The following is an 18,022-nucleotide window of genomic DNA, read 5'->3' as shown; positions in this document are numbered from 1 at the left end:
GCCTATTAAAATAAGCATTAAATGCGCTCATGCTCAAGATGAATCCGTTCATGAGTTATTATAACTTTCAACAATACTAATCTGTGTGCGACTGATGGCCCTAAAAACACCCCAAATTACGCCGACACGAAAGATCGTTGTCCGTACGGTAAGCCAGGCTCTGCCCCGTGCACATTATCAGCGTTGTCCCCAGTGCGATACGCTTTTTATGTTGCCGAAGATGAAATCGCACCAAAGTGCTTTTTGTCCATGCTGCGATGCCAAAATTCGCGATGGCCGGGACTGGTCATTGACGCGTCTGGCGGCAATGGCGGTAACCATGCTGCTGCTGATGCCCTTCGCCTGGACCGAGCCGCTGTTAAAGCTCTACCTGCTTGGCGTGCGTATTGACGCTAACGTGTTGCAGGGGATCTGGCAGATGACGCGCCAGGGCGATCCGCTTACGGCCGCCATGGTGCTGTTCTGCGTCGTCGGCGCGCCGTTGGTGCTGGTCGCGGCAATTGCCTACCTGTGGTTTGGCAACATACTGGGGATGAACCTGCGCCCCGTCCTGCTCATGCTGGAAAAGCTCAAGGAGTGGGTGATGCTGGACATCTATCTGGTGGGCGTCGGCGTGGCGTCTATCAAGGTGCAGGATTATGCATTTTTACAACCTGGCATTGGCCTTTTTGCGTTTATTTCACTGGTCCTGCTGAGTATTCTGACCCTGATTCATCTCAATGTTGAACAGCTTTGGGAGCGATTTTACCCGCAGCGTCCCGCGACCCGGCCTGATGACAACCTGCGCGTCTGCCTGGGGTGCCATTACACCGGTTTTCCGGATAAACGCGGGAGATGTCCGCGCTGCCACATTCCGTTAAGATTGCGACGCAACAACAGCCTGCAAAAATGCTGGGCGGCGCTTATCGCCTCCCTGGTATTTTTGTTCCCGGCCAACATGCTGCCGATCTCCGTAATTTATGTGAACGGCGCCCGTCAGGAAGATACTATCCTTTCAGGAATTATCTCTCTGGCGCACAGTAACGTGGGGGTCGCCGCCATTGTTTTCATCGCCAGTATTCTGGTGCCCTTTACCAAAGTTGTGGTGATGTTTACGCTGCTTATCAGCATTCACTTTAAATGCGAACAAGGACTACGCACCCGCATCCTGCTTCTGCGATTCGTGACCTGGATTGGTCGCTGGTCGATGTTGGATCTGTTCGTGATTTCGCTGATGATGTCGCTCATCAATCGCGATCAGTTACTTGCTTTTACCATGGGACCCGCAGCTTTTTATTTCGGCTCTGCGGTGATATTGACTATTCTTGCAGTGGAATGGCTGGACAGCCGCTTACTTTGGGACGCACATGAGTCAGGAAACGCCCGCTTCGCCGACTGAAGCGAGAATTAAAACAAAACGCCGCATTTCGCCATTCTGGTTGCTACCTGTCATCGCGCTGATGATCGCAGGCTGGCTTATCTGGACGAGCTATGAAGATCGCGGAAGTACCATCACGATTGATTTCCAGTCTGCGGACGGCATTGTCGCCGGACGTACCCCCGTTCGCTTCCAGGGGGTGGAAGTGGGTACCGTGCAGGATATTTCCCTCGGCAAAGGGCTGAACAAAATTCAGGTCCGGGCGAGCATTAAGTCTGATATGCAGGATGCCCTGCGCGCCGAAACGCAGTTCTGGCTGGTCACGCCTAAAGCCTCCCTGGCCGGCGTTTCCGGGCTGGATGCGCTTGTGGGCGGTAACTATATCGGCATGATGCCCGGCAAAGGCGAGCCACAGGATCACTTTGTTGCGCTGGATACCCAGCCGAAATATCGGCTGAATAACGGCGATCTGATGATCCACCTCCGCGCGCCGGATTTGGGCTCGCTGAACAGTGGTTCTCTGGTCTATTTCCGCAAAATTCCGGTTGGTCGCGTTTACGACTACGCCATTAACCCGAACAAAGATGGCGTGACCATTGATGTACTCATCGAGCGCCGTTTTACCAACCTGGTGAAAAAAGGCAGCCGCTTCTGGAACGTCTCCGGCGTCGATGCCGACCTGAGCTTAAGCGGTGCGAAAGTGAAGCTTGAGAGCCTGGCGGCGCTGGTGAATGGCGCTATCGCCTTCGACTCACCTGCTGACTCCAGCCCTGCCGCCGCAGAAGATACCTTTGGCCTGTACGCCGACCTGGCGCACAGCCAGCGCGGTGTCATCGTCAAGCTGACCCTGCCGGATGCCAAAGGCCTGAAAGCCGGTTCGACCCCGTTGATGTACCAGGGTTTAGAGGTCGGGCAACTGACAAAATTAACCCTCAATGCGGGCGGCTCCGTTACCGGCGAAATGACGGTGGATCCGAGCGTGGTGGATCTCCTGCGGGAAAAAACGCGCATTGAACTGCGTAATCCGAAGCTCTCCCTCAGCGACGCCAGCATCAGTTCCCTGCTGACGGGAAGCACCTTTGAGCTGATCCCCGGTGAAGGCGCGCCGAACAAAAACTTTGTTATCGCCCCGGCGGATAAAGCCCTGCTGCAAAAACCGGGCGTGTTGACGGTTACGCTGAATGCGCCGGAAAGCTACGGTATCGAAGCCGGGCAACCGCTGATCCTGCACGGTGTGCAGGTGGGCCAGGTCCTCGAACGTAAGCTGACAGAAAAAGGGGTCTCCTTCTCCGCCGCCATCGATCCGCAGTACAGCAATCTGGTTCACGGCGACAGTAAATTTGTGGTTAACAGCCGGGTCGACGTGAAGGTGGGTCTGGACGGCGTTGAGTTCCTCGGCGCCAGCGCCAGCGAGTGGGTTAACGGCGGGATCCGCATTCTGCCGGGCAGCAAAGGTGCGCTGCGCGAGAGTTATCCGCTGTTCGCCAATCTGGACAAAGCCATTGAAAACAGCCTTGGCGACCTGCCGACCACCACGCTGACCTTAAGCGCTGAAACGCTGCCGGACGTCCAGGCAGGCTCCGTCGTGCTTTATCGTAAGTTTGAAGTCGGGGAAGTGATCACCGTTCGTCCTCGTGCGGACGCGTTTGATATCGAACTGCATATCAAGCCGGAGTACCGCAAGCTGCTCACGCCAAACAGCGTGTTCTGGGCTGAAGGCGGCGCGAAAGTGCAGCTCAACGGCAGCGGGCTGACCGTACAGGCGTCTCCCCTCTCCCGTGCCCTGCGCGGTGCGATCAGCTTCGATAACCTGAGCGGCGCGGGCGGCAACATGCGTAAAGGTGACAAGCGGATCCTCTTCCCGTCCGAAACCGCGGCGCGTGCGGTCGGGGGGCAGATTACCCTGCACACCTTTGATGCCGGTAAACTGGCTGAAGGCATGCCCATCCGCTATCTCGGCATTGATATCGGGCAGGTCCAGAAGCTGACGCTGATCACCGCGCGCAACGAAGTTCAGGCGACCGCCGTGCTTTATCCGGAATATGTGCAGACGTTCGCCCGGGCAGGCTCGCGCTTCTCGGTGGTTACGCCGCAAATTTCTGCCGCAGGGGTTGAGCATCTCGACACCATACTTCAACCGTACATAAACGTTGAACCGGGTCGCGGCAACGCGCGTCGTGAATTTGAGTTGCAGGAGGCAACCATCACCGACTCCCGTTATCTGGACGGTCTGAGCATTGTGGTTGAAGTGCCGGAAGCCGGTTCGCTGGGCATCGGTACGCCGGTCCTGTTCCGCGGCATTGAAGTGGGGACAGTAACAAGCCTGACGCTGGGTAATCTGTCCGATCGCGTGATGGTCGGCCTGCGCATCAGCCAGCGTTATCAGCATCTGGTTCGCAACAACTCGGTGTTCTGGCTCGCTTCAGGCTACTCGCTGGACTTCGGCCTGACCGGTGGCGTGGTCAAAACGGGGACCTTTAACCAGTTCATTCGCGGCGGCATTGCCTTCGCGACGCCGCCTGGCACGCCTCTGGCGCCTAAGGCGCAGGCAGGTAAACACTTCCTGCTGCTGGAAAGTGAACCGAAAGAGTGGCGCGAATGGGGAACGGCGCTGCCGCGTTAATCTCGCAGGCTCCGGTGTCAACGCGCCGGAGCCTTTATGTTACACTGCGCACCTGAATGTTTCCCTGTGGTGTGCCCGTGGCTCAAAACTCCGTATTTCTTCCCGAACAATTCCTCGCACAGATGCGCGAGGCGCTTCCAGCTCATCTCTCTTTCGACGATTTCGTCGCCGCATGCCAGCGCCCTTTGCGCCGGAGTATTCGCGTCAATACGCTGAAAATCAGCGTCGGGGCGTTTCTGGATCTCGTCTCCCCCTACGGCTGGCAATTAACGCCAGTGCCGTGGTGTGAAGAGGGTTTCTGGATCGAACGGGATGACGAGGAGAGCCTGCCGCTCGGCAGCACCGCCGAGCACCTGAGCGGGCTGTTTTATATTCAGGAAGCCAGCTCCATGCTGCCGGTTGCTGCGCTGTTTGCCGACGGGAACCAGCCTGAGCGGGTTATGGATGTCGCGGCGGCGCCGGGCTCTAAAACCACGCAGATTGCCGCCCGGATGAACAACCGCGGCGCGATCCTCGCCAACGAATTTTCCGCCAGCCGCGTCAAAGTCCTGCACGCCAATATCAGCCGCTGCGGGATCCACAACGTCGCGTTAACGCACTTCGACGGTCGCGTGTTTGGCGCTGCCCTGCCGGAAGCCTTTGATGCCATCCTGCTCGACGCGCCCTGCTCCGGCGAAGGCGTGGTGCGTAAAGATCCTGATGCGTTAAAAAACTGGTCCGTTGAAAGCAACCTGCAGATCGCCGCCACGCAGCGCGAACTGATCGACAGCGCGTTTCATGCCCTGCGCCCAGGCGGGACGCTGGTTTACTCTACCTGCACGCTGAATCGCGATGAAAACGAGGACGTCTGCCTGTGGCTCAAGCAACGCTATGTGGATGCCGTCGAGTTTCTGCCGCTGGACACCCTCTTCGACTCGGCCAGCCATGCGGCCACGCCTGAAGGCTTCCTGCATGTCTTCCCGCAGATTTACGATTGCGAAGGCTTCTTTGTTGCCCGTCTGCGTAAAACCCGCGCCGTCGATCCCTTGCCTGCCCCTAAGTTTAAGGTCGGCAACTTCCCGTTCGCGCCGGTCAAAGGCCGTGAGGCGGCACAGGCGCAAGCGGCTGCGAGCAAAGTCGGCCTGCACTGGGATGAGAGCCTGCGCCTCTGGATGCGTGACAAAGAGCTGTGGCTGTTCCCGGTCAACATCGAACCGCTGATTGGTAAGGTGCGTTTCTCCCGCCTCGGTATTCGCCTGGCGGAGATCCACAACAAAGGCTATCGCTGGCAGCACGAAGCGGTCATTGCGCTGGCCGGCAGTGAGAACACCTTTGCCCTGACGCATCAGGAAGCGGAAGAGTGGTATCGCGGTCGTGACGTTTACCCGGAAGACGGCCCGTTACAGGATGAAGTCATCGTGACGTATCAGGGCTATCCGCTGGGGCTGGCGAAAAAAGTCGGCTCGCGGCTGAAAAACAGCTATCCGCGCGAACTGGTACGCGATGGCCGCCTGTTTACCGGTAACAACCGCAGCGCCTGAAAAAAAGCGCATTTTTTTACTGGCGATTTCGCTCTCCTTGTCTAGGATCAAAAATGGGTGACTGCACTGGTCATACCAGATTTTGGGCAACAAACCGGAGAGCATTATGACGAAAACCAGCGTACGCATTGGCGCTTTTGAAATCGACGACGCTGAATTGCGCGGCGAATCACAAGGCGAACGAACGTTAAGTATTCCCTGCAAATCCGATCCGGATTTGTGCATGCAGCTGGACGCCTGGGATGCAGATACCAGCGTCCCGGCAATCCTTGATGGGGAACATTCCGTTCTGTACCGTGAGCATTACGACAGTAAAACCGATGCCTGGGTCTTGCGTCTTGCCTGACCCAAAGAGAACCCGCCCGAAGGCGGGTTATTTATTACTGAAGCTGCGCCAGCGTCAGAAAGCCCCCGAATACTGCCCCCGTATCAATGTAGTGCAGATTGTTAAAATCGTAGCGTTTGTCCACAGGCGTATGTCCAAACCAGAAGTGATCCGCGCCGCTAATGCCCTGCCCTTTGCCCACCATAAAGCCCATTAACCGGTCGCGATCCCACAGCACGCGCTGGGCATCCACCGGCTTATGCCAGCCATATTCGGCGGAGGGATAATCCGCATGAGCAATCACGTTGAGACCGTTTTTGCAGGTTATTTCAATAATGTGCGGTAAGTCCCGACACGCGTTGAGTAAACCCTTCACCTGTTTTTGTTGAGCGTCCTTAAGCCCGGTAAACCAGTTACCACCATTTATCGACCAGAGACTAAAATCATTATTTTTAAGCGCATCTAACGCCATTTGCTCGTGATTACCGCGTACCGCATAAAACCAGTTTTCCTGCATCAGCTGTAAACATTTTACGCTGTCAGGCCCGCGGTCGATAATATCCCCCACCGAGATCAGCAGATCCGTATCAGGATTAAAATGTCGTCGTTTCAGCTCATCCATAAGCCACTGATAGCAACCATGAATATCGCTGACAACCCAGACATGACGCCAGTGTTCTCCCTCTATTTTCTGATACATAACGCCTCCTGTAAGAAGTATAGCTGCCACAGAAAATGTCATGAACTGGCGTCGGATTTCGCGAATCCAAACAAACCATAAACCAGCCGGAAATAAAGATCGCTGCGCTATTAATCCCTTATTCCCTGGCCTTTAAAATAGAGCGGAATAAAAAGAGGGATTTTCACGTGTCAAACATACACCTGCAAAACGATGTTTTTTATCCGCATCGCACAAATATTATTTCTGAACTGGTGAGAGGAAAACGCGTTCCCGGCCCAATCTGGCACAAACGTGATTACCGGTTAAAGTTCCTTCTGCGCTCGCTTTTATTCTGGTCCTCCACCCATCGCATGCTGGAGGCCCTGTCCGGGCGCGATGATTTCGACAGGCTGCTCACCTCTCAAATTACCTTGCCGAGCAAAACTCACCGCCAGTATCTGATGCGCGGCCTGAACTCAAACGACCGGGCCGATGCTATCGTCAGCCACTATCAGTGGATTGATAGTCTGAAAAACATCGCCCTCGCCCACGCGCTGACCAGCCCGCAAGAGGTGCCGGTTGTCCGGTTCGAGGCAAAAAACGGCGAAATCTATACCGTCCACGCCTCGTCCGCAGGTAAGGCCGAACGCGAAGGCGAAAGCACGCTTTGGCTGCACGACAATGACAATACGCTGCTTGCCAGCCTGACGTTCTGTGTCGCACGCAGTAACGGCCGTACGGTGCTGGTGATCGGCGGCCTTCAGGGTCCACGTCGTCATGTTTCACGGGAGGTGATTAAGCAGGCTACCCGTGCCTGCCATGGTCTTTTCCCGAAACGCGTGCTGATGGAGGTGATCTTCCAGCTTGCCTCACGCTCGAACATCAGCGCGATTTTTGCCGTCAGCGATGAAGGCCATGTTTTCCGCGCGCTGCGCTACCGTCTGAGCAAAGGCCGTCATTTTCACGCCAGCTACGACGAGTTCTGGGAAGGCCTGAACGGAAAGAAACTCTCCCCCTTCTGCTGGCAGTTGCCGCTCCAGATGGAGCGTAAAGCACTGGAGGAGATTGCCAGCAAAAAACGCGCCGAATACCGTCGCCGCTTTGCGTTACTTGATGATATTGCGGCTTCCGTACAGGCGCGCATTGATCCCGTAGTCGTCTCAGGCAAAATACAAACAAAAATTTAACAAAACAGCCAAAAAGGACTGGACTTACGCCTGCCGGGTTGTGGTATGTTTGAGGCAGGCGCACAGGAAGTGAACCTTCTGCTGAGACGAAAACCGGATTTTATCGTTTATTTTCATGCGGATAAAAAGAGACCGAATACGATTCCTGTATTCGGTCCAGGGAAATGGCTCTTGGGAGAGAGCCGTGCGCTAAAAGTTGGCATTAATGCAGGCTCAATCGCCTTGCCCTTTAAGAATAGATGACGACGTCAGGTTTTCCAGTCCACAGTAAAAGTGGTCTGAAAAAAAGCGTCAGAACATCACTAAATGTGAAAAACCGCAGAGCTTTTACAAGCACCTGCGGTTTTTTTTTACTGGAAACCTGACGGCTAGCAGAGCTTTTCAGCGCGCTCAATAAACGGTGCCAGACTTTTCTTCTGCCCGGGGGTTGCCGGGTCATCCACCTGGATCACGCTGACAGGCTGTCCGTTACTTTTCCCGCTGGCCACCTGCTGCTCCGCTACGTCATTTAACGGATACTGCACGAGCGTACTGGGATTGATGACATACAGCGCGTTACCGGGACGGCAGGTGAGCATGACCTCTTCACGATTAAATGCCCAGTTGTCCTTGCCCACTTCAAACCGGCTGACGGTGATGACCTGCGGCGCGGCCAGCGCACTGCTGGCACAGGTGAGAAGTAAAAGAGAAAGCAGTGTCTTTTTCATATGTTATTTAACCTTGTCAGAAGGGTTCCCAGGTCGCGAACAGGCTGACGGCCGCCAGTACCAGCGCGCCCAGCACCACCTCTGCCTGTGTCATCCTGATAAAAATCTGTTGTTCCCGCCCGGCCTCCGGGCGAAAGCGTGGCACAAGAAAATACCGATTCGCCAGCGCAATTGCCACCATCATCATGACCAGCGCACATTTGAACACCAACAGCTGGACATAAGGCGCCTGCCACGGCACGTTTATGCCAACAATAAAGAGCGTATTGATTACCCCGGTCAGCAGCACGCCTGCCACGGCGTAATGCCCCACGCGGGAGAAGCGCATCATGGTAAAGATAGCGGCTGGCTGCCAGCGGCCTTTCGCCAGACGCATACAAAACAGCAGCGGCAGTAAACCACCCACCCAGGTCGCGGCGCAGAGCAGGTGAAGCGCATGGTTGAGACGATGCAATGCTCCCGGCGCGCCACCGTTCATCGCGGCATGTCCCACGCCCGCCAACAGCACCAGCTGCCCCATCACGAGCAGTAACAGCCGTGAGCCTTTTTGCGGGGTAAGCCATGCAGCGCCCGCCGTCACAGCGGCCAGCACCATTTGCCACAACCAGACGCCGCCAAATTGCGTTCCCAGCACGCTGCGCCAGACCGCCGGACGAATGACATCGCCCCAGCCGTTGCCCATCAACCCACTTTGCAGGCCAAACATCAGCAGAGCCGCCATCAGGCTGATTAAGGCCGCGAGTTTCTGCTGCCGCTGGAAACGCCGGGTCATGAGGCGCTGCAACGAAGACGGTGCAAACCAGACGCTGTAAAGCGCGTTGCCGAAAAGCAGCATCAGCGCAGCAAAATGGATAAAGCGTAACGCGACGTAGCTCAGGGCCAGCATACTATTTCACGCTAAAGTGATAGCTGCCCTTGGTTTTGTGGCCGTCCACGGAGACCACGTGCCAGTCCACCGTGTAGGTGCCGGTCGGCAACGGTTTCTCAAGAGGAACAATCAGCTTTGCGTTATCCTTCTCGTCACGCTTCACCGCGCCGGTCTGGATCTTGTGCTGCTGCGCGTCCGTCACCACCACGCCGCTGAAGGCAGGCTCAATGCCTTCCGAGAAGTTCAGGGTAATGACCTCTGGTGCCACCGCAACGGTATTTTCCTGCGGGGATTGCTGCTTAAGATGCGCATGGGCCAGAGCTGAGGTCGCGGTTGCTGAAGAGAGCAGAAATGCCAGCGCGCACGCGACGCGGGAAGGGGTAAAGTGCATCACAATCATTCCTTTTCGTTATGCCTGAATGCTAAAGAATAACTCTGTATAATTAACGAGTCGAGGAACATCCTTTGCTCCCTTGTCATCGTTGAACAATCGCGGTAACGTTGCCGCCGCAGAAAAAGGAGAAGGAAATGAACGTTAACCTGGCCGCCCTTCCTCAGGACGAGATGGACAAAGTGAATGTCGATCTCGCCGCCGCGGGTGTCGCATTCAAAGAGCGTTACAACATGCCCGTCGTAGCTGAAGTGGTAGAGCGTGAACAACCCGCACATCTGCGCGACTGGTTTCGCGAACGTCTCATTGCGCATCGCCTCGCCTCCGTCAATCTCTCGCGCCTGCCGTACGAACCTAAAGTTAAATAAGCTTAACGTCTCGTTACACTTCCTTACGCGTTATGTGGCAGGATAAGAAAACCCTGATAAATTTAGGTGTAATCTTAAAATCCCAGCGACTTAGTGTATAAGGAAGTCACGATGTCACGATGGAATATTGCCGCGGCTCAGTATGCTCCGCGGCACAACTGTGTTGATGAGCACGTAAAACATCACCTGCACTTTATTGCCGAAGCTGCCTGGCATGGGTGCGATTTGATCGTCTTTCCGGAGCTTTCGCTTACCGGCCCAGGCGGAACATCCTTACCCCCACCTCCTGACGATTTGCAGCTTGCCCCCCTCCTTCACGCCGCCCAGTCACGTTTCATCACGGTGATTGCTGGTATTACGCTCCAGCAACACGGCCAGCGCCAGAAAGGACTCGCGCTTTTCACCCCTAACCTGTCGACCATCCGGCGTTATCCGCAGGGCAACGGTGCGGGTGTTATTCCTGGCGATAAAAGGTTAACCATCGTGGATAACCAGGCTGACGCCCCGGAACTGGACCCGGAGGCAACGCTGTTCACCAGCAGCCTGGCCGTGGGCGAGCACCGCTGGCGACAATCGATCGGTTCGTTACAACGCTTCGCGCACAAGTACGCCATCGCGGTATTAATGGCGAACGCGCGCGGCGGTAGCGCGTTATGGGATGAAAAAGGTCAGCTGATTGTACGTGCCGATAAGGGAGAACTGCTGCTAACCGGTTCTTTAGGCCAACAGGGTTGGCAAGGCGATATCATTCCATTAGGCTAGGCATTTTAGGATCAGGAGCGATCAATGCTGCGCGTTATCGATACCGAAACCTGTGATTTACAGGGTGGAATTGTGGAAGTCGCTTCTGTCGACGTGATTGACGGAAAGATAGTCAACCCAATGAGCCATCTGGTGCGCCCGGATCGTCCCATCAGTGCGCAGGCGATGGCTATACATCGCATTACGGAATCGATGGTGGCGGATAAGCCGTGGATTGAAGAGATCATCCCTCTTTACCACGGTAGCCAGTGGTATGTCGCCCATAACGCCAGCTTTGACCGCCGCGTGCTGCCGGAGATGCCCGGCGAATGGATTTGCACCATGAAGCTGGCGCGCCGTCTGTGGCCAGGGATCAAATACAGCAATATGGCGCTGTATAAGTCGCGCAAACTCAGCGTGCGGACGCCGGAAGGGCTGCATCATCACCGTGCCCTCTATGACTGCTACATCACCGCAGCGCTCCTGATTGATATCATGAATACTTCCGGCTGGACGCCAGACGATATGGCGACCATTACCGGGCGCCCCGCGCTACTGACTACCTTTACGTTCGGTAAATATCGCGGGAAGCCAGTATCGGAAGTGGCGGACAAAGATCCGGGCTATCTGCGCTGGCTGTACAACAACCTCGACAGAATGAGCCCGGAACTGCGCCTGACGCTGAAGCATTATTTAGGCGAAGCCTGAGTCCCCGCCCGGCCTGGCAGCGTATCCTGCGCCAGGCCAATCAAAAAGGCGTACTCCAGCGCCACCCCTTCATAGGATTTAAATCGCCCTGATTTCCCTCCGTGCCCTGAGTCCATATCGGTACACAGCAGCAGCAGATTATCGTCAGTTTTCAGCTCACGCAGCTTCGCCACCCATTTCGCGGGCTCCCAGTACTGCACCTGGGAATCGTGCAGGCCGGTGGTCACCAGCATATGCGGATAGGCTTTCGCCTCGACGTTATCGTACGGGCTGTACTCTTTCATGTAGCGATAATAGGTTTCATCCTGCGGATTCCCCCACTCCTCAAACTCCCCGGTGGTCAGTGGAATGGACTCATCCAGCATGGTCGTCACCACGTCCACAAACGGCACCTGGGCGATAACGCCTTTAAACAGTTCAGGCCGCTGGTTGATCACGGCACCCATTAGCATGCCCCCGGCGCTGCCCCCCATGCCAAAGCAGAGCTGCGGATCGCCATAACCCTGCGCGATCAGCGCATCGCAGACATCAAGGTAGTCGTTAAAGGTATTTTTCTTTTTGAGAAATTTTCCGTCTTCATACCAGTGTTGACCCAGTTCGCCGCCCCCGCGAATATGGGCAATCGCATAAACAAAACCGCGGTCGAGCAGGCTCAGCCTGCTGCTGCTGAAATCGGCGTCCATGCTTGATCCATAGGAGCCATAGCCATAGACGAGGATGGGGTTTTTACCTTTGTTGAAGTGCGCCTTGTGATAGACGAGCGATACAGGGACTTCAACGCCGTCGCGTGCGGTCACCCACAGGTGCTCACTGCGATAATTTTCCGACTCAAAACCCCGGACCTCAGCCTGTTTAATCACCTGACGCTGCCCGGTGTCCATATCCAGTTCAAACAACGTATCCGGGGTGGTCATCGACGAATAGCCGTACCGCAGGCGGGACGATTCCGGTTCCGGGTTAAAGCCGATCCACGTTACGTAAGCCGGGTCATCGAACGCAATGCCCACCACTTCGCGGGTTTTGCGGTTGATTTGGCGGATACTGGTCAGTCCGCGCTGACGCTCTTCCACCACCAGCCAGTCGGTAAACAGGGTGAACCCCTCCAGCATCACCTGATCGCGCGCGGGAATTAACACTTCCCATTTGCGTTCATCGCGCACTTTGGTTTTATAAAGGCCAAAGTTTTTGCCCTCGCGGTTCGAACGCAGGTAAAAGCTGTGCTGGAAGTGATCCAGGCTGTACTCATGATCTTTACGGCGCGGCAGGAAGCACAGCGGCTGCGCATCCGGCAGCTCTGCATCCAGCAGCAGCACTTCTGAGGTGGTGGCGCTGGAGAGGAAAATGATCACGTAGTGGCGAGATGACGTTTTATGCAGGCTGACATAGAACGTCTCGTCTTTTTCCTCGTAGACTAATTCATCGTCGGCGGAATCGGTCCCCACCGTATGACGCCAGACCTGATAAGGCAGCAGCGTTGAGGCATGCTTTTTAACGTAGTAGACCGTTTCTGAATCGTTACCCCAGACGAAATCGGGGGAGACATTATCCAGCATTTCGGGATACCAGTTTCCCGTTTCAAGATTGCGGAAACGCAAACCGTACTGGCGGCGGGAGAGGTAATCCTCAGCCAGCGCCATAATGGCGTTATCGGGGGAAATGGACATGCCGCCCAGCGTATAAAACTCACTGTGGGCAGCACGTTTGTTGGCATCCAGCAGGATCTCCCATTCGTCCCACTCGGCGCTCAGCACAGACTGGCGCTGGTAGATGGGATATTCGTTTCCCGGCTCATAAATATGGCGATAGCGATAACCGTTTTTGCACCACGGGGCAGAGACATCACGCTGGGGGATACGCTGCACCATTTCGTTCAGGAGCTGATCCTGAAGCGCCTGCTGGCTGGCCATGACCTGGCGGCCATAGTCGTTTTCCTCGTGCAGATAGTCGAGCACCTCTGGCCGGGAACGAGAATCGTCCCGCAGCCAGTAGTAGTTATCGATACGCGTATCGCCATGCGTGGTGATCGCATAAGGAGTACGTCGGGCTTTTGGAGGCATGGCATTCTTACTTTTTCGTTTTACATCCTATAAGGTTGGCAAAACACGCGTATGATGCAAGCGAAACATGGCCTTCTAGCCCGCGAGAGTCTGCTTCTGCTGCTGAATATCCTGCTCAATTCCCTCGCGAACGTCCTGGGGGATCTTCAGCGCATCGCCCAGGGCGTTCAGGTAGCTGCGCTCCATAAAGTGATCGATATCGATGGCGGCACAGCTCAGAAAATAGAGTTCCAGCGCCTCTTCTTCGTTTTTCACGCCTTGCGCCAGACGCTGCGGATCGAGCGGCTGTTCAATGGCCTGCGCCACCAGCGCCCTGCCCTGCTCCTCAACGCCCGCTTCCCGCATCTGCTGTTCAATTGCGGCACGTTCACTGGCATCAATATGCCCGTCGCTCTTGGCTGCAAAGACCAGGGCGAGGATCAGGCGCTCGGTGCGTAAATCTAACGGTGATACCTGCTTCCCGTACTGCGGTTCATCCTGATGCGCGCTGCGCACCTTGTCTTTGTATTTGTTCCATAAGACGGAGCCTGCAATAGCCCCTCCGCCCGCCAGCAGCGCGCCGGTACCGTATTTGGTAAGCAGTTTCCGCGATGATTTATTGGCAACCAGCAAACCGGCCAGCCCGCCAAGCGCACCCGGCACCAGCAGCTTGCTTAGACCCTGCTCGCCCGACGACGAGCCTTTTTGTCCCAACAGGGATTGCAGTTGATTCATCCAGCCTGACATATTTTTCCTCACGTAACAGTGCGTAACCTTCACAGCCTAAGCGAGCGGGTGTCAGGAAATGTCTGTCAGTGCTAAAGAAGCGCAAATTTCCCCCCTGTCCGGTTATCCCCATACAAGACAGACGCAAACGTTTTCGTTTATACTACCCGCATCTTTTTCAGGGGGATTTTTATGACTCTTTTAGGAACCGCGCTGCGCCCTGCCGCGACGCGCGTCATGCTGTTGGGATCGGGTGAACTGGGTAAAGAAGTGGCCATTGAATGCCAGCGTTTGGGCGTGGAGGTGATTGCGGTGGACCGTTACGCGAACGCCCCTGCCATGCACGTTGCGCATCGCTCGCACGTCATCGATATGCTTGACGGCAATGCCCTGCGGGCGTTAATTGCCGAGGAAAAACCGGATTTCGTGGTGCCTGAAATTGAGGCCATTGCCACTGAGATGCTGGTTGCCCTTGAGCAGGAAGGCCAGCGCGTAGTGCCTTGCGCCACTGCGGCAAAACTGACCATGAACCGGGAAGGCATTCGTCGCCTGGCGGCAGAAGAATTACAGCTCCCGACCTCCAGCTACCGTTTTGCCGGGGATAAAGCTGCGTTTCTCCAGGCCGTCGAAGAGATTGGCTACCCGTGCATCATTAAGCCGGTAATGAGCTCCTCCGGCAAAGGGCAGAGCTTTATCCGCGACAGCAGCACGCTGGACCAGGCCTGGGACTATGCCCAGCAGGGTGGTCGTGCCGGTGCCGGGCGCGTCATCGTGGAAGGCGTGGTGAAGTTTGATTTCGAAATTACCCTGCTTACCGTCAGTGCCGTGGACGGCGTTTATTTCTGCGACCCGATTGGTCATCGTCAGGAAGACGGCGATTATCGAGAATCCTGGCAGCCGCAGCAGATGAGCGCGCTGGCGCTGGCACGCGCGCAGGAGATCGCCCGCAAGACGGTGCTGGCGCTGGGCGGCTACGGCCTGTTCGGCGTGGAATTGTTTGTTTGCGGCGACGAGGTGATCTTCAGCGAAGTCTCCCCTCGCCCGCACGATACCGGGATGGTTACGCTGATTTCACAGGATCTCTCCGAGTTCGCGCTGCACGTGCGCGCTTTCCTCGGCCTGCCGGTTGGCGGCATCCGTCAATACGGCCCGGCAGCCTCCGCGGTGATCCTGCCGCAGCTGACCAGCCAGAATGTCACCTTTGATAACGTCGAAGGTGCGGTTGGTGCAGGCTTACAGGTCAGACTGTTCGGCAAACCGGAGATCGACGGAAGCCGTCGTCTGGGCGTGGCATTAGCAACCGGGGAAAACGTGGACGAAGCCGTCGCGAGAGCGAAAATAGCGGCCACTGCGGTAAAAGTGACAGGGTAAATAACTAAAGGCTGGTCAACTAAGCGACCAGCCACATTACATAATTAACATTGTTCCGTTTCTATCGCTTCCATTCGTATTCCATATCCTCGTAGGCTTCATTCGTTTTCGAGATGAAAACAAAAATACCGAGGCCAATAAAAATAACGAAGGGAATGATGATGCTCGCAATCAGTTCCCAGATTGCTGGCGGATCGTTTTGCGCCAGGAAACTGATACGATAGGCAATGAGGGATAACACGCAGAATAAAGCCGCCATCCCCGCAGGATAAAGGGGATTACTCCAGTTACACCAGGTAAGTTTTTTTGGGATAGCTGTCTTCATGGAGGAAAGCGAAGTAATACAAAATTTGTTTTTGTCTGAATAAGCTGCCAGTTGCTCCCCCTGGGCATATTTGACCGCATCCGCCGCAAATGCCAGAGCCAGCCACCGATACCCGGCACTCTTTGCGCCCAGAGAGGCATCGATATCCAGCCGTTCCACCGTGAGCGCTTTTTTATCCAGTGCCTGCATTAATGGATATTTTTCAATACGGGACAGCCCGGTATACCAGAGATTTTTCGGCGTAAGTACCGAACCCGTCTCAAGGAAGACCGCCATTTTGTCCTCTACATCGGTCACGTCAGACATAGGCTGATATAAATATACCGGTTTTTCGCCCTCCTCCCGGACATAATGACTGGTCAGCAGGAATGCACATGCATTTTCCATGCTCTTTGATTCGCCGCTTTCTTCATGTAAATCAACGATAACAATCAACCGGTTTTCAACTCTGTAATCAGATAAGTTCATCCATTGGCTAACGATCGCGTAGTCAGGACATTCTGTGCTGTACTCAATTTTACACGTGCTTGCCGTTTCAATACCCAACCGCTCCAGAGTGCGCCTCAGTTCATCAATGCAGGATCCTCTCCCTCCGTGAACCCAGACAACGGTTTCAAAAATACGGTAGTTATAGTCCTTCAATTTTTCTGCCATCGGGTCCAGTAAGCGGTAAAACATCTGTTCATTCCTGGTCTGGTCGAAGCGATCTTCCAGCTGAATATTAACCGGCGTTTTCGGTGCCAGCGGAAATTCGCCTTCCAGTTTCAACATATTCAGCGCGGGTTCCTCCAGGGGGGTGATTGCAGACCATGCTGCGATAGCGATATTTTTTCGCGCATACGCCTTTAAATTAATCTCCTGCTCTTTTGCTATGAATTTTCGGGTTTCAGCATAATGAATGTTGGCGTCATGAAATATGAAACTTGTAAAAACTAGCAACGATACAACACAGATGGGCAGAATAACTGAAGGCACAAAAAAGAGAGCCGTAACGTGTTCCTGTTCAGGCCAGGTGAGAGCCCGGATCGCGAGGCCCATTGCGACGGCTATCACATAGAGGAAAACAATCATGACGACTGGCACAGTGGAATCCGGGTCTGGCTGTTGTTTGTATAACCACCACGCGCGCATTACGAAGCTCCCGCCACAGGTAAGGTACTTTTGATTTCACATCCACACGCCGCGCGACAGCCATCTACCACAACCCCACGGCCATGCATGGTCCAGGTTGGGTGACATTCAGTGATTGCGAACGTCCCTTTATGGAGCGGACACTGCGCAAGATCATCTTTTAAGGCCACGGGCTGCCCCATAAAGTCTGCCCCAGAGGCCTTAGTGACTTTTCCTCCGCTTATCAGCGGATCGTTTAACCTAATGACGCCTTTCATCGCTTTATCTCCCTATTTTCCCGCATCCATGTTGCATTGCATGTGCTCCCAGCCGGTATAGCCTTTCACGTCGGGTACGCTGTCGGGTAAATCTTGCCAGTTAGCCTTAAGTTGCTGCGTGCTGCCCTCGAGCCCCTGCTTAGTCATGTAGACCATTCCCCACGCCCAGCCAGGGGAACGGGGGTCCAGCTTCCCGCTGACTTTATTTCCCATTCCGTCATCCACGGTATAGGCAATCCCCGGCCCGCCGGGCAGAATGCGCGGGTCTTCAAATGGCTTTGATGACATATACAGCCGGTGTTTGGTCTGTAAAAAACCTTGGTCGTTGACGACGGTGAAAGAAATAATATCCTCATAGGATGGTTGGTTAGTACCATCGGGCTCATTAGGCCCTACCGAAAAAAACTGGGGAGACCATGTTTTACCATAATCTTTAGAAATCATTGTTCCTGGGTCATCCCAGGTGGGTATGGCAATATATCGTTCAGAAGGATGAACAAATTTTTTGGTGAAAATCCGATAAAATTGACTGACGGGCCTGGTATGAATACCCCGAAAAGTATCCGTATACCAGAGTTCACCTTCGCAGCCCCAGCCTTTCAATTCGAGAAAACGGTGATCATCGAACCGGTAAACAACCTGTGTGGGCGGTTCTTTAGCCTGGCATCCGGTCGCCAGCACAACGGACGTCGCTGCGAGAACGGTACATAATCCTTTCAT

Annotated in this window: 19 protein-coding genes; 10 read left to right on the top strand and 9 right to left on the bottom strand. The window is 55.0% G+C overall.

Annotated features, from left to right (window positions below; translation table 11 throughout):
- The first annotated feature begins 94 nt into the window (after positions 1-94).
- The 4 genes from yebS (at position 95) to SK53_RS03370 (ending at position 5,846) form a co-directional block, all read left to right on the top strand.
- The gene (gene yebS / locus SK53_RS03385; protein ID WP_003859890.1) at positions 95-1,378 is read left to right on the top strand and encodes a membrane integrity lipid transport subunit YebS; all 1,284 of its coding nucleotides are present in this window, start codon (positions 95-97) and stop codon (positions 1,376-1,378) included.
- The gene (locus tag SK53_RS03380; RefSeq protein ID WP_003859888.1) at positions 1,347-3,980 is read left to right on the top strand and encodes a PqiB family protein; all 2,634 of its coding nucleotides are present in this window, start codon (positions 1,347-1,349) and stop codon (positions 3,978-3,980) included. Before yebS ends, SK53_RS03380 begins: the two co-directional genes overlap by 32 nt.
- A 56-nt stretch (positions 3,981-4,036) precedes the next feature.
- Positions 4,037-5,500, top strand: coding sequence for a 16S rRNA (cytosine(1407)-C(5))-methyltransferase RsmF (gene rsmF / locus SK53_RS03375; protein WP_032609505.1), 1,464 nt, complete (start codon positions 4,037-4,039; stop codon positions 5,498-5,500).
- Between the two features lie 106 nt (positions 5,501-5,606).
- Positions 5,607-5,846, top strand: a complete 240-nt coding sequence (locus SK53_RS03370) for a YebV family protein (protein ID WP_003859885.1) — start codon at positions 5,607-5,609, stop codon at positions 5,844-5,846.
- 34 nt (positions 5,847-5,880) lie between these two features.
- Here the strand turns inward: SK53_RS03370 and pphA are convergent, their stop codons facing one another.
- Positions 5,881-6,525, bottom strand: a complete 645-nt coding sequence (pphA, locus tag SK53_RS03365) for a protein-serine/threonine phosphatase (protein WP_045337547.1) — start codon at positions 6,523-6,525, stop codon at positions 5,881-5,883.
- Between the two features lie 167 nt (positions 6,526-6,692).
- Here pphA and SK53_RS03360 point away from each other — a divergent pair, with 167 nt between their 5' ends.
- On the top strand, positions 6,693-7,673 hold the full coding sequence (locus SK53_RS03360) for a VirK/YbjX family protein (protein WP_045337549.1): 981 nt from the start codon (positions 6,693-6,695) through the stop codon (positions 7,671-7,673).
- A gap of 45 nt (positions 7,674-7,718) precedes the next feature.
- Entirely contained in the window at positions 7,719-7,916 is a 198-nt protein-coding gene (locus tag SK53_RS03355; RefSeq protein WP_032609507.1) for a hypothetical protein, read from the top strand.
- 125 nt (positions 7,917-8,041) lie between these two features.
- Here SK53_RS03355 and SK53_RS03350 read toward each other — a convergent pair whose 3' ends face one another.
- Genes SK53_RS03350 through yobA form a run of 3 tightly spaced genes read right to left on the bottom strand, consistent with a single transcriptional unit; the run spans position 8,042 to position 9,639 of the window.
- Entirely contained in the window at positions 8,042-8,380 is a 339-nt protein-coding gene (locus tag SK53_RS03350; protein ID WP_045343594.1) for a YebY family protein, read from the bottom strand.
- A gap of 16 nt (positions 8,381-8,396) precedes the next feature.
- The gene (gene copD / locus SK53_RS03345; RefSeq protein ID WP_048208508.1) at positions 8,397-9,266 is read right to left on the bottom strand and encodes a copper homeostasis membrane protein CopD; all 870 of its coding nucleotides are present in this window, start codon (positions 9,264-9,266) and stop codon (positions 8,397-8,399) included.
- Position 9,267: 1 nt separating this feature from the next.
- Positions 9,268-9,639, bottom strand: coding sequence for a CopC domain-containing protein YobA (gene yobA / locus SK53_RS03340; RefSeq protein WP_045329847.1), 372 nt, complete (start codon positions 9,637-9,639; stop codon positions 9,268-9,270).
- 137 nt (positions 9,640-9,776) lie between these two features.
- Between yobA and SK53_RS03335 the strand changes: the two genes are divergently transcribed.
- From SK53_RS03335 to exoX, 3 genes are all read left to right on the top strand, one after another.
- Complete coding sequence (locus SK53_RS03335) at positions 9,777-10,007, top strand: DNA polymerase III subunit theta (protein ID WP_003859784.1); 231 nt, start codon at positions 9,777-9,779, stop codon at positions 10,005-10,007.
- A 111-nt stretch (positions 10,008-10,118) separates the two neighbouring features.
- A complete protein-coding gene (locus SK53_RS03330) occupies positions 10,119-10,769 on the top strand; it encodes a carbon-nitrogen hydrolase family protein (protein WP_003859783.1) in 651 nt (216 codons plus the stop codon).
- A 24-nt stretch (positions 10,770-10,793) separates the two neighbouring features.
- On the top strand, positions 10,794-11,456 hold the full coding sequence (gene exoX / locus SK53_RS03325; protein ID WP_015570288.1) for an exodeoxyribonuclease X: 663 nt from the start codon (positions 10,794-10,796) through the stop codon (positions 11,454-11,456).
- On the opposite strand, the gene ptrB is transcribed toward exoX, so the two are convergent.
- Together ptrB and SK53_RS03315 are read right to left on the bottom strand one after the other, a co-directional pair.
- Positions 11,438-13,513: an oligopeptidase B gene (ptrB, locus tag SK53_RS03320; RefSeq protein ID WP_045343596.1), complete on the bottom strand. Its 2,076-nt coding sequence runs from the start codon at positions 13,511-13,513 to the stop codon at positions 11,438-11,440. The genes exoX and ptrB overlap by 19 nt on opposite strands.
- 75 nt (positions 13,514-13,588) lie before the next feature.
- The gene (locus SK53_RS03315; protein WP_032609515.1) at positions 13,589-14,239 is read right to left on the bottom strand and encodes a tellurite resistance TerB family protein; all 651 of its coding nucleotides are present in this window, start codon (positions 14,237-14,239) and stop codon (positions 13,589-13,591) included.
- A 171-nt stretch (positions 14,240-14,410) separates the two neighbouring features.
- Here SK53_RS03315 and purT point away from each other — a divergent pair, with 171 nt between their 5' ends.
- Positions 14,411-15,589 carry a formate-dependent phosphoribosylglycinamide formyltransferase gene (gene purT, locus SK53_RS03310; protein ID WP_023324868.1) on the top strand — a complete coding sequence of 393 codons (1,179 nt, stop codon included), beginning with the start codon at positions 14,411-14,413 and terminating at the stop codon, positions 15,587-15,589.
- A gap of 61 nt (positions 15,590-15,650) precedes the next feature.
- Here the strand turns inward: purT and SK53_RS03305 are convergent, their stop codons facing one another.
- The 3 genes from SK53_RS03305 to SK53_RS03300 form a co-directional block, all read right to left on the bottom strand.
- Entirely contained in the window at positions 15,651-17,045 is a 1,395-nt protein-coding gene (locus SK53_RS03305) for a hypothetical protein (protein ID WP_045329856.1), read from the bottom strand.
- Positions 17,045-17,227: a PAAR domain-containing protein gene (locus tag SK53_RS22450; protein ID WP_369705944.1), complete on the bottom strand. Its 183-nt coding sequence runs from the start codon at positions 17,225-17,227 to the stop codon at positions 17,045-17,047. Before SK53_RS22450 ends, SK53_RS03305 begins: the two co-directional genes overlap by 1 nt.
- An 87-nt stretch (positions 17,228-17,314) precedes the next feature.
- The gene (locus tag SK53_RS03300) at positions 17,315-18,022 is read right to left on the bottom strand and encodes a T6SS immunity protein Tli3 family protein (protein WP_032659013.1); all 708 of its coding nucleotides are present in this window, start codon (positions 18,020-18,022) and stop codon (positions 17,315-17,317) included.

Origin of the sequence: Enterobacter sp. MGH119 (genome assembly GCF_001037675.1) — a bacterium.
In the GTDB taxonomy this organism is placed as follows: Bacteria; Pseudomonadota; Gammaproteobacteria; order Enterobacterales; family Enterobacteriaceae; genus Enterobacter; species Enterobacter hormaechei_C.
Note: the sequence above shows the minus strand (reverse complement) of the source record. Positions and strands in the feature narration are given on the sequence as shown.

What these genes read in the sequence shown, in the direction of transcription:
- copD (WP_048208508.1), bottom strand. Translation starts at nt 9,266, where the DNA reads ATGCTGGCCCTGAGCTACGTCGCGTTACGCTTTATCCATTTTGCTGCG.
- SK53_RS03380 (WP_003859888.1), top strand. Translation starts at nt 1,347, where the DNA reads ATGAGTCAGGAAACGCCCGCTTCGCCGACTGAAGCGAGAATTAAAACA.
- SK53_RS03370 (WP_003859885.1), top strand. Translation starts at nt 5,607, where the DNA reads ATGACGAAAACCAGCGTACGCATTGGCGCTTTTGAAATCGACGACGCT.
- rsmF (WP_032609505.1), top strand. Translation starts at nt 4,037, where the DNA reads ATGTTTCCCTGTGGTGTGCCCGTGGCTCAAAACTCCGTATTTCTTCCC.
- SK53_RS03305 (WP_045329856.1), bottom strand. Translation starts at nt 17,045, where the DNA reads ATGCGCGCGTGGTGGTTATACAAACAACAGCCAGACCCGGATTCCACT.
- exoX (WP_015570288.1), top strand. Translation starts at nt 10,794, where the DNA reads ATGCTGCGCGTTATCGATACCGAAACCTGTGATTTACAGGGTGGAATT.
- yebS (WP_003859890.1), top strand. Translation starts at nt 95, where the DNA reads ATGGCCCTAAAAACACCCCAAATTACGCCGACACGAAAGATCGTTGTC.
- SK53_RS03300 (WP_032659013.1), bottom strand. Translation starts at nt 18,022, where the DNA reads ATGAAAGGATTATGTACCGTTCTCGCAGCGACGTCCGTTGTGCTGGCG.
- purT (WP_023324868.1), top strand. Translation starts at nt 14,411, where the DNA reads ATGACTCTTTTAGGAACCGCGCTGCGCCCTGCCGCGACGCGCGTCATG.
- SK53_RS03335 (WP_003859784.1), top strand. Translation starts at nt 9,777, where the DNA reads ATGAACGTTAACCTGGCCGCCCTTCCTCAGGACGAGATGGACAAAGTG.
- SK53_RS03330 (WP_003859783.1), top strand. Translation starts at nt 10,119, where the DNA reads ATGTCACGATGGAATATTGCCGCGGCTCAGTATGCTCCGCGGCACAAC.
- SK53_RS22450 (WP_369705944.1), bottom strand. Translation starts at nt 17,227, where the DNA reads ATGGGGCAGCCCGTGGCCTTAAAAGATGATCTTGCGCAGTGTCCGCTC.
- ptrB (WP_045343596.1), bottom strand. Translation starts at nt 13,513, where the DNA reads ATGCCTCCAAAAGCCCGACGTACTCCTTATGCGATCACCACGCATGGC.
- pphA (WP_045337547.1), bottom strand. Translation starts at nt 6,525, where the DNA reads ATGTATCAGAAAATAGAGGGAGAACACTGGCGTCATGTCTGGGTTGTC.
- SK53_RS03350 (WP_045343594.1), bottom strand. Translation starts at nt 8,380, where the DNA reads ATGAAAAAGACACTGCTTTCTCTTTTACTTCTCACCTGTGCCAGCAGT.
- SK53_RS03315 (WP_032609515.1), bottom strand. Translation starts at nt 14,239, where the DNA reads ATGTCAGGCTGGATGAATCAACTGCAATCCCTGTTGGGACAAAAAGGC.
- yobA (WP_045329847.1), bottom strand. Translation starts at nt 9,639, where the DNA reads ATGCACTTTACCCCTTCCCGCGTCGCGTGCGCGCTGGCATTTCTGCTC.
- SK53_RS03355 (WP_032609507.1), top strand. Translation starts at nt 7,719, where the DNA reads ATGTTTGAGGCAGGCGCACAGGAAGTGAACCTTCTGCTGAGACGAAAA.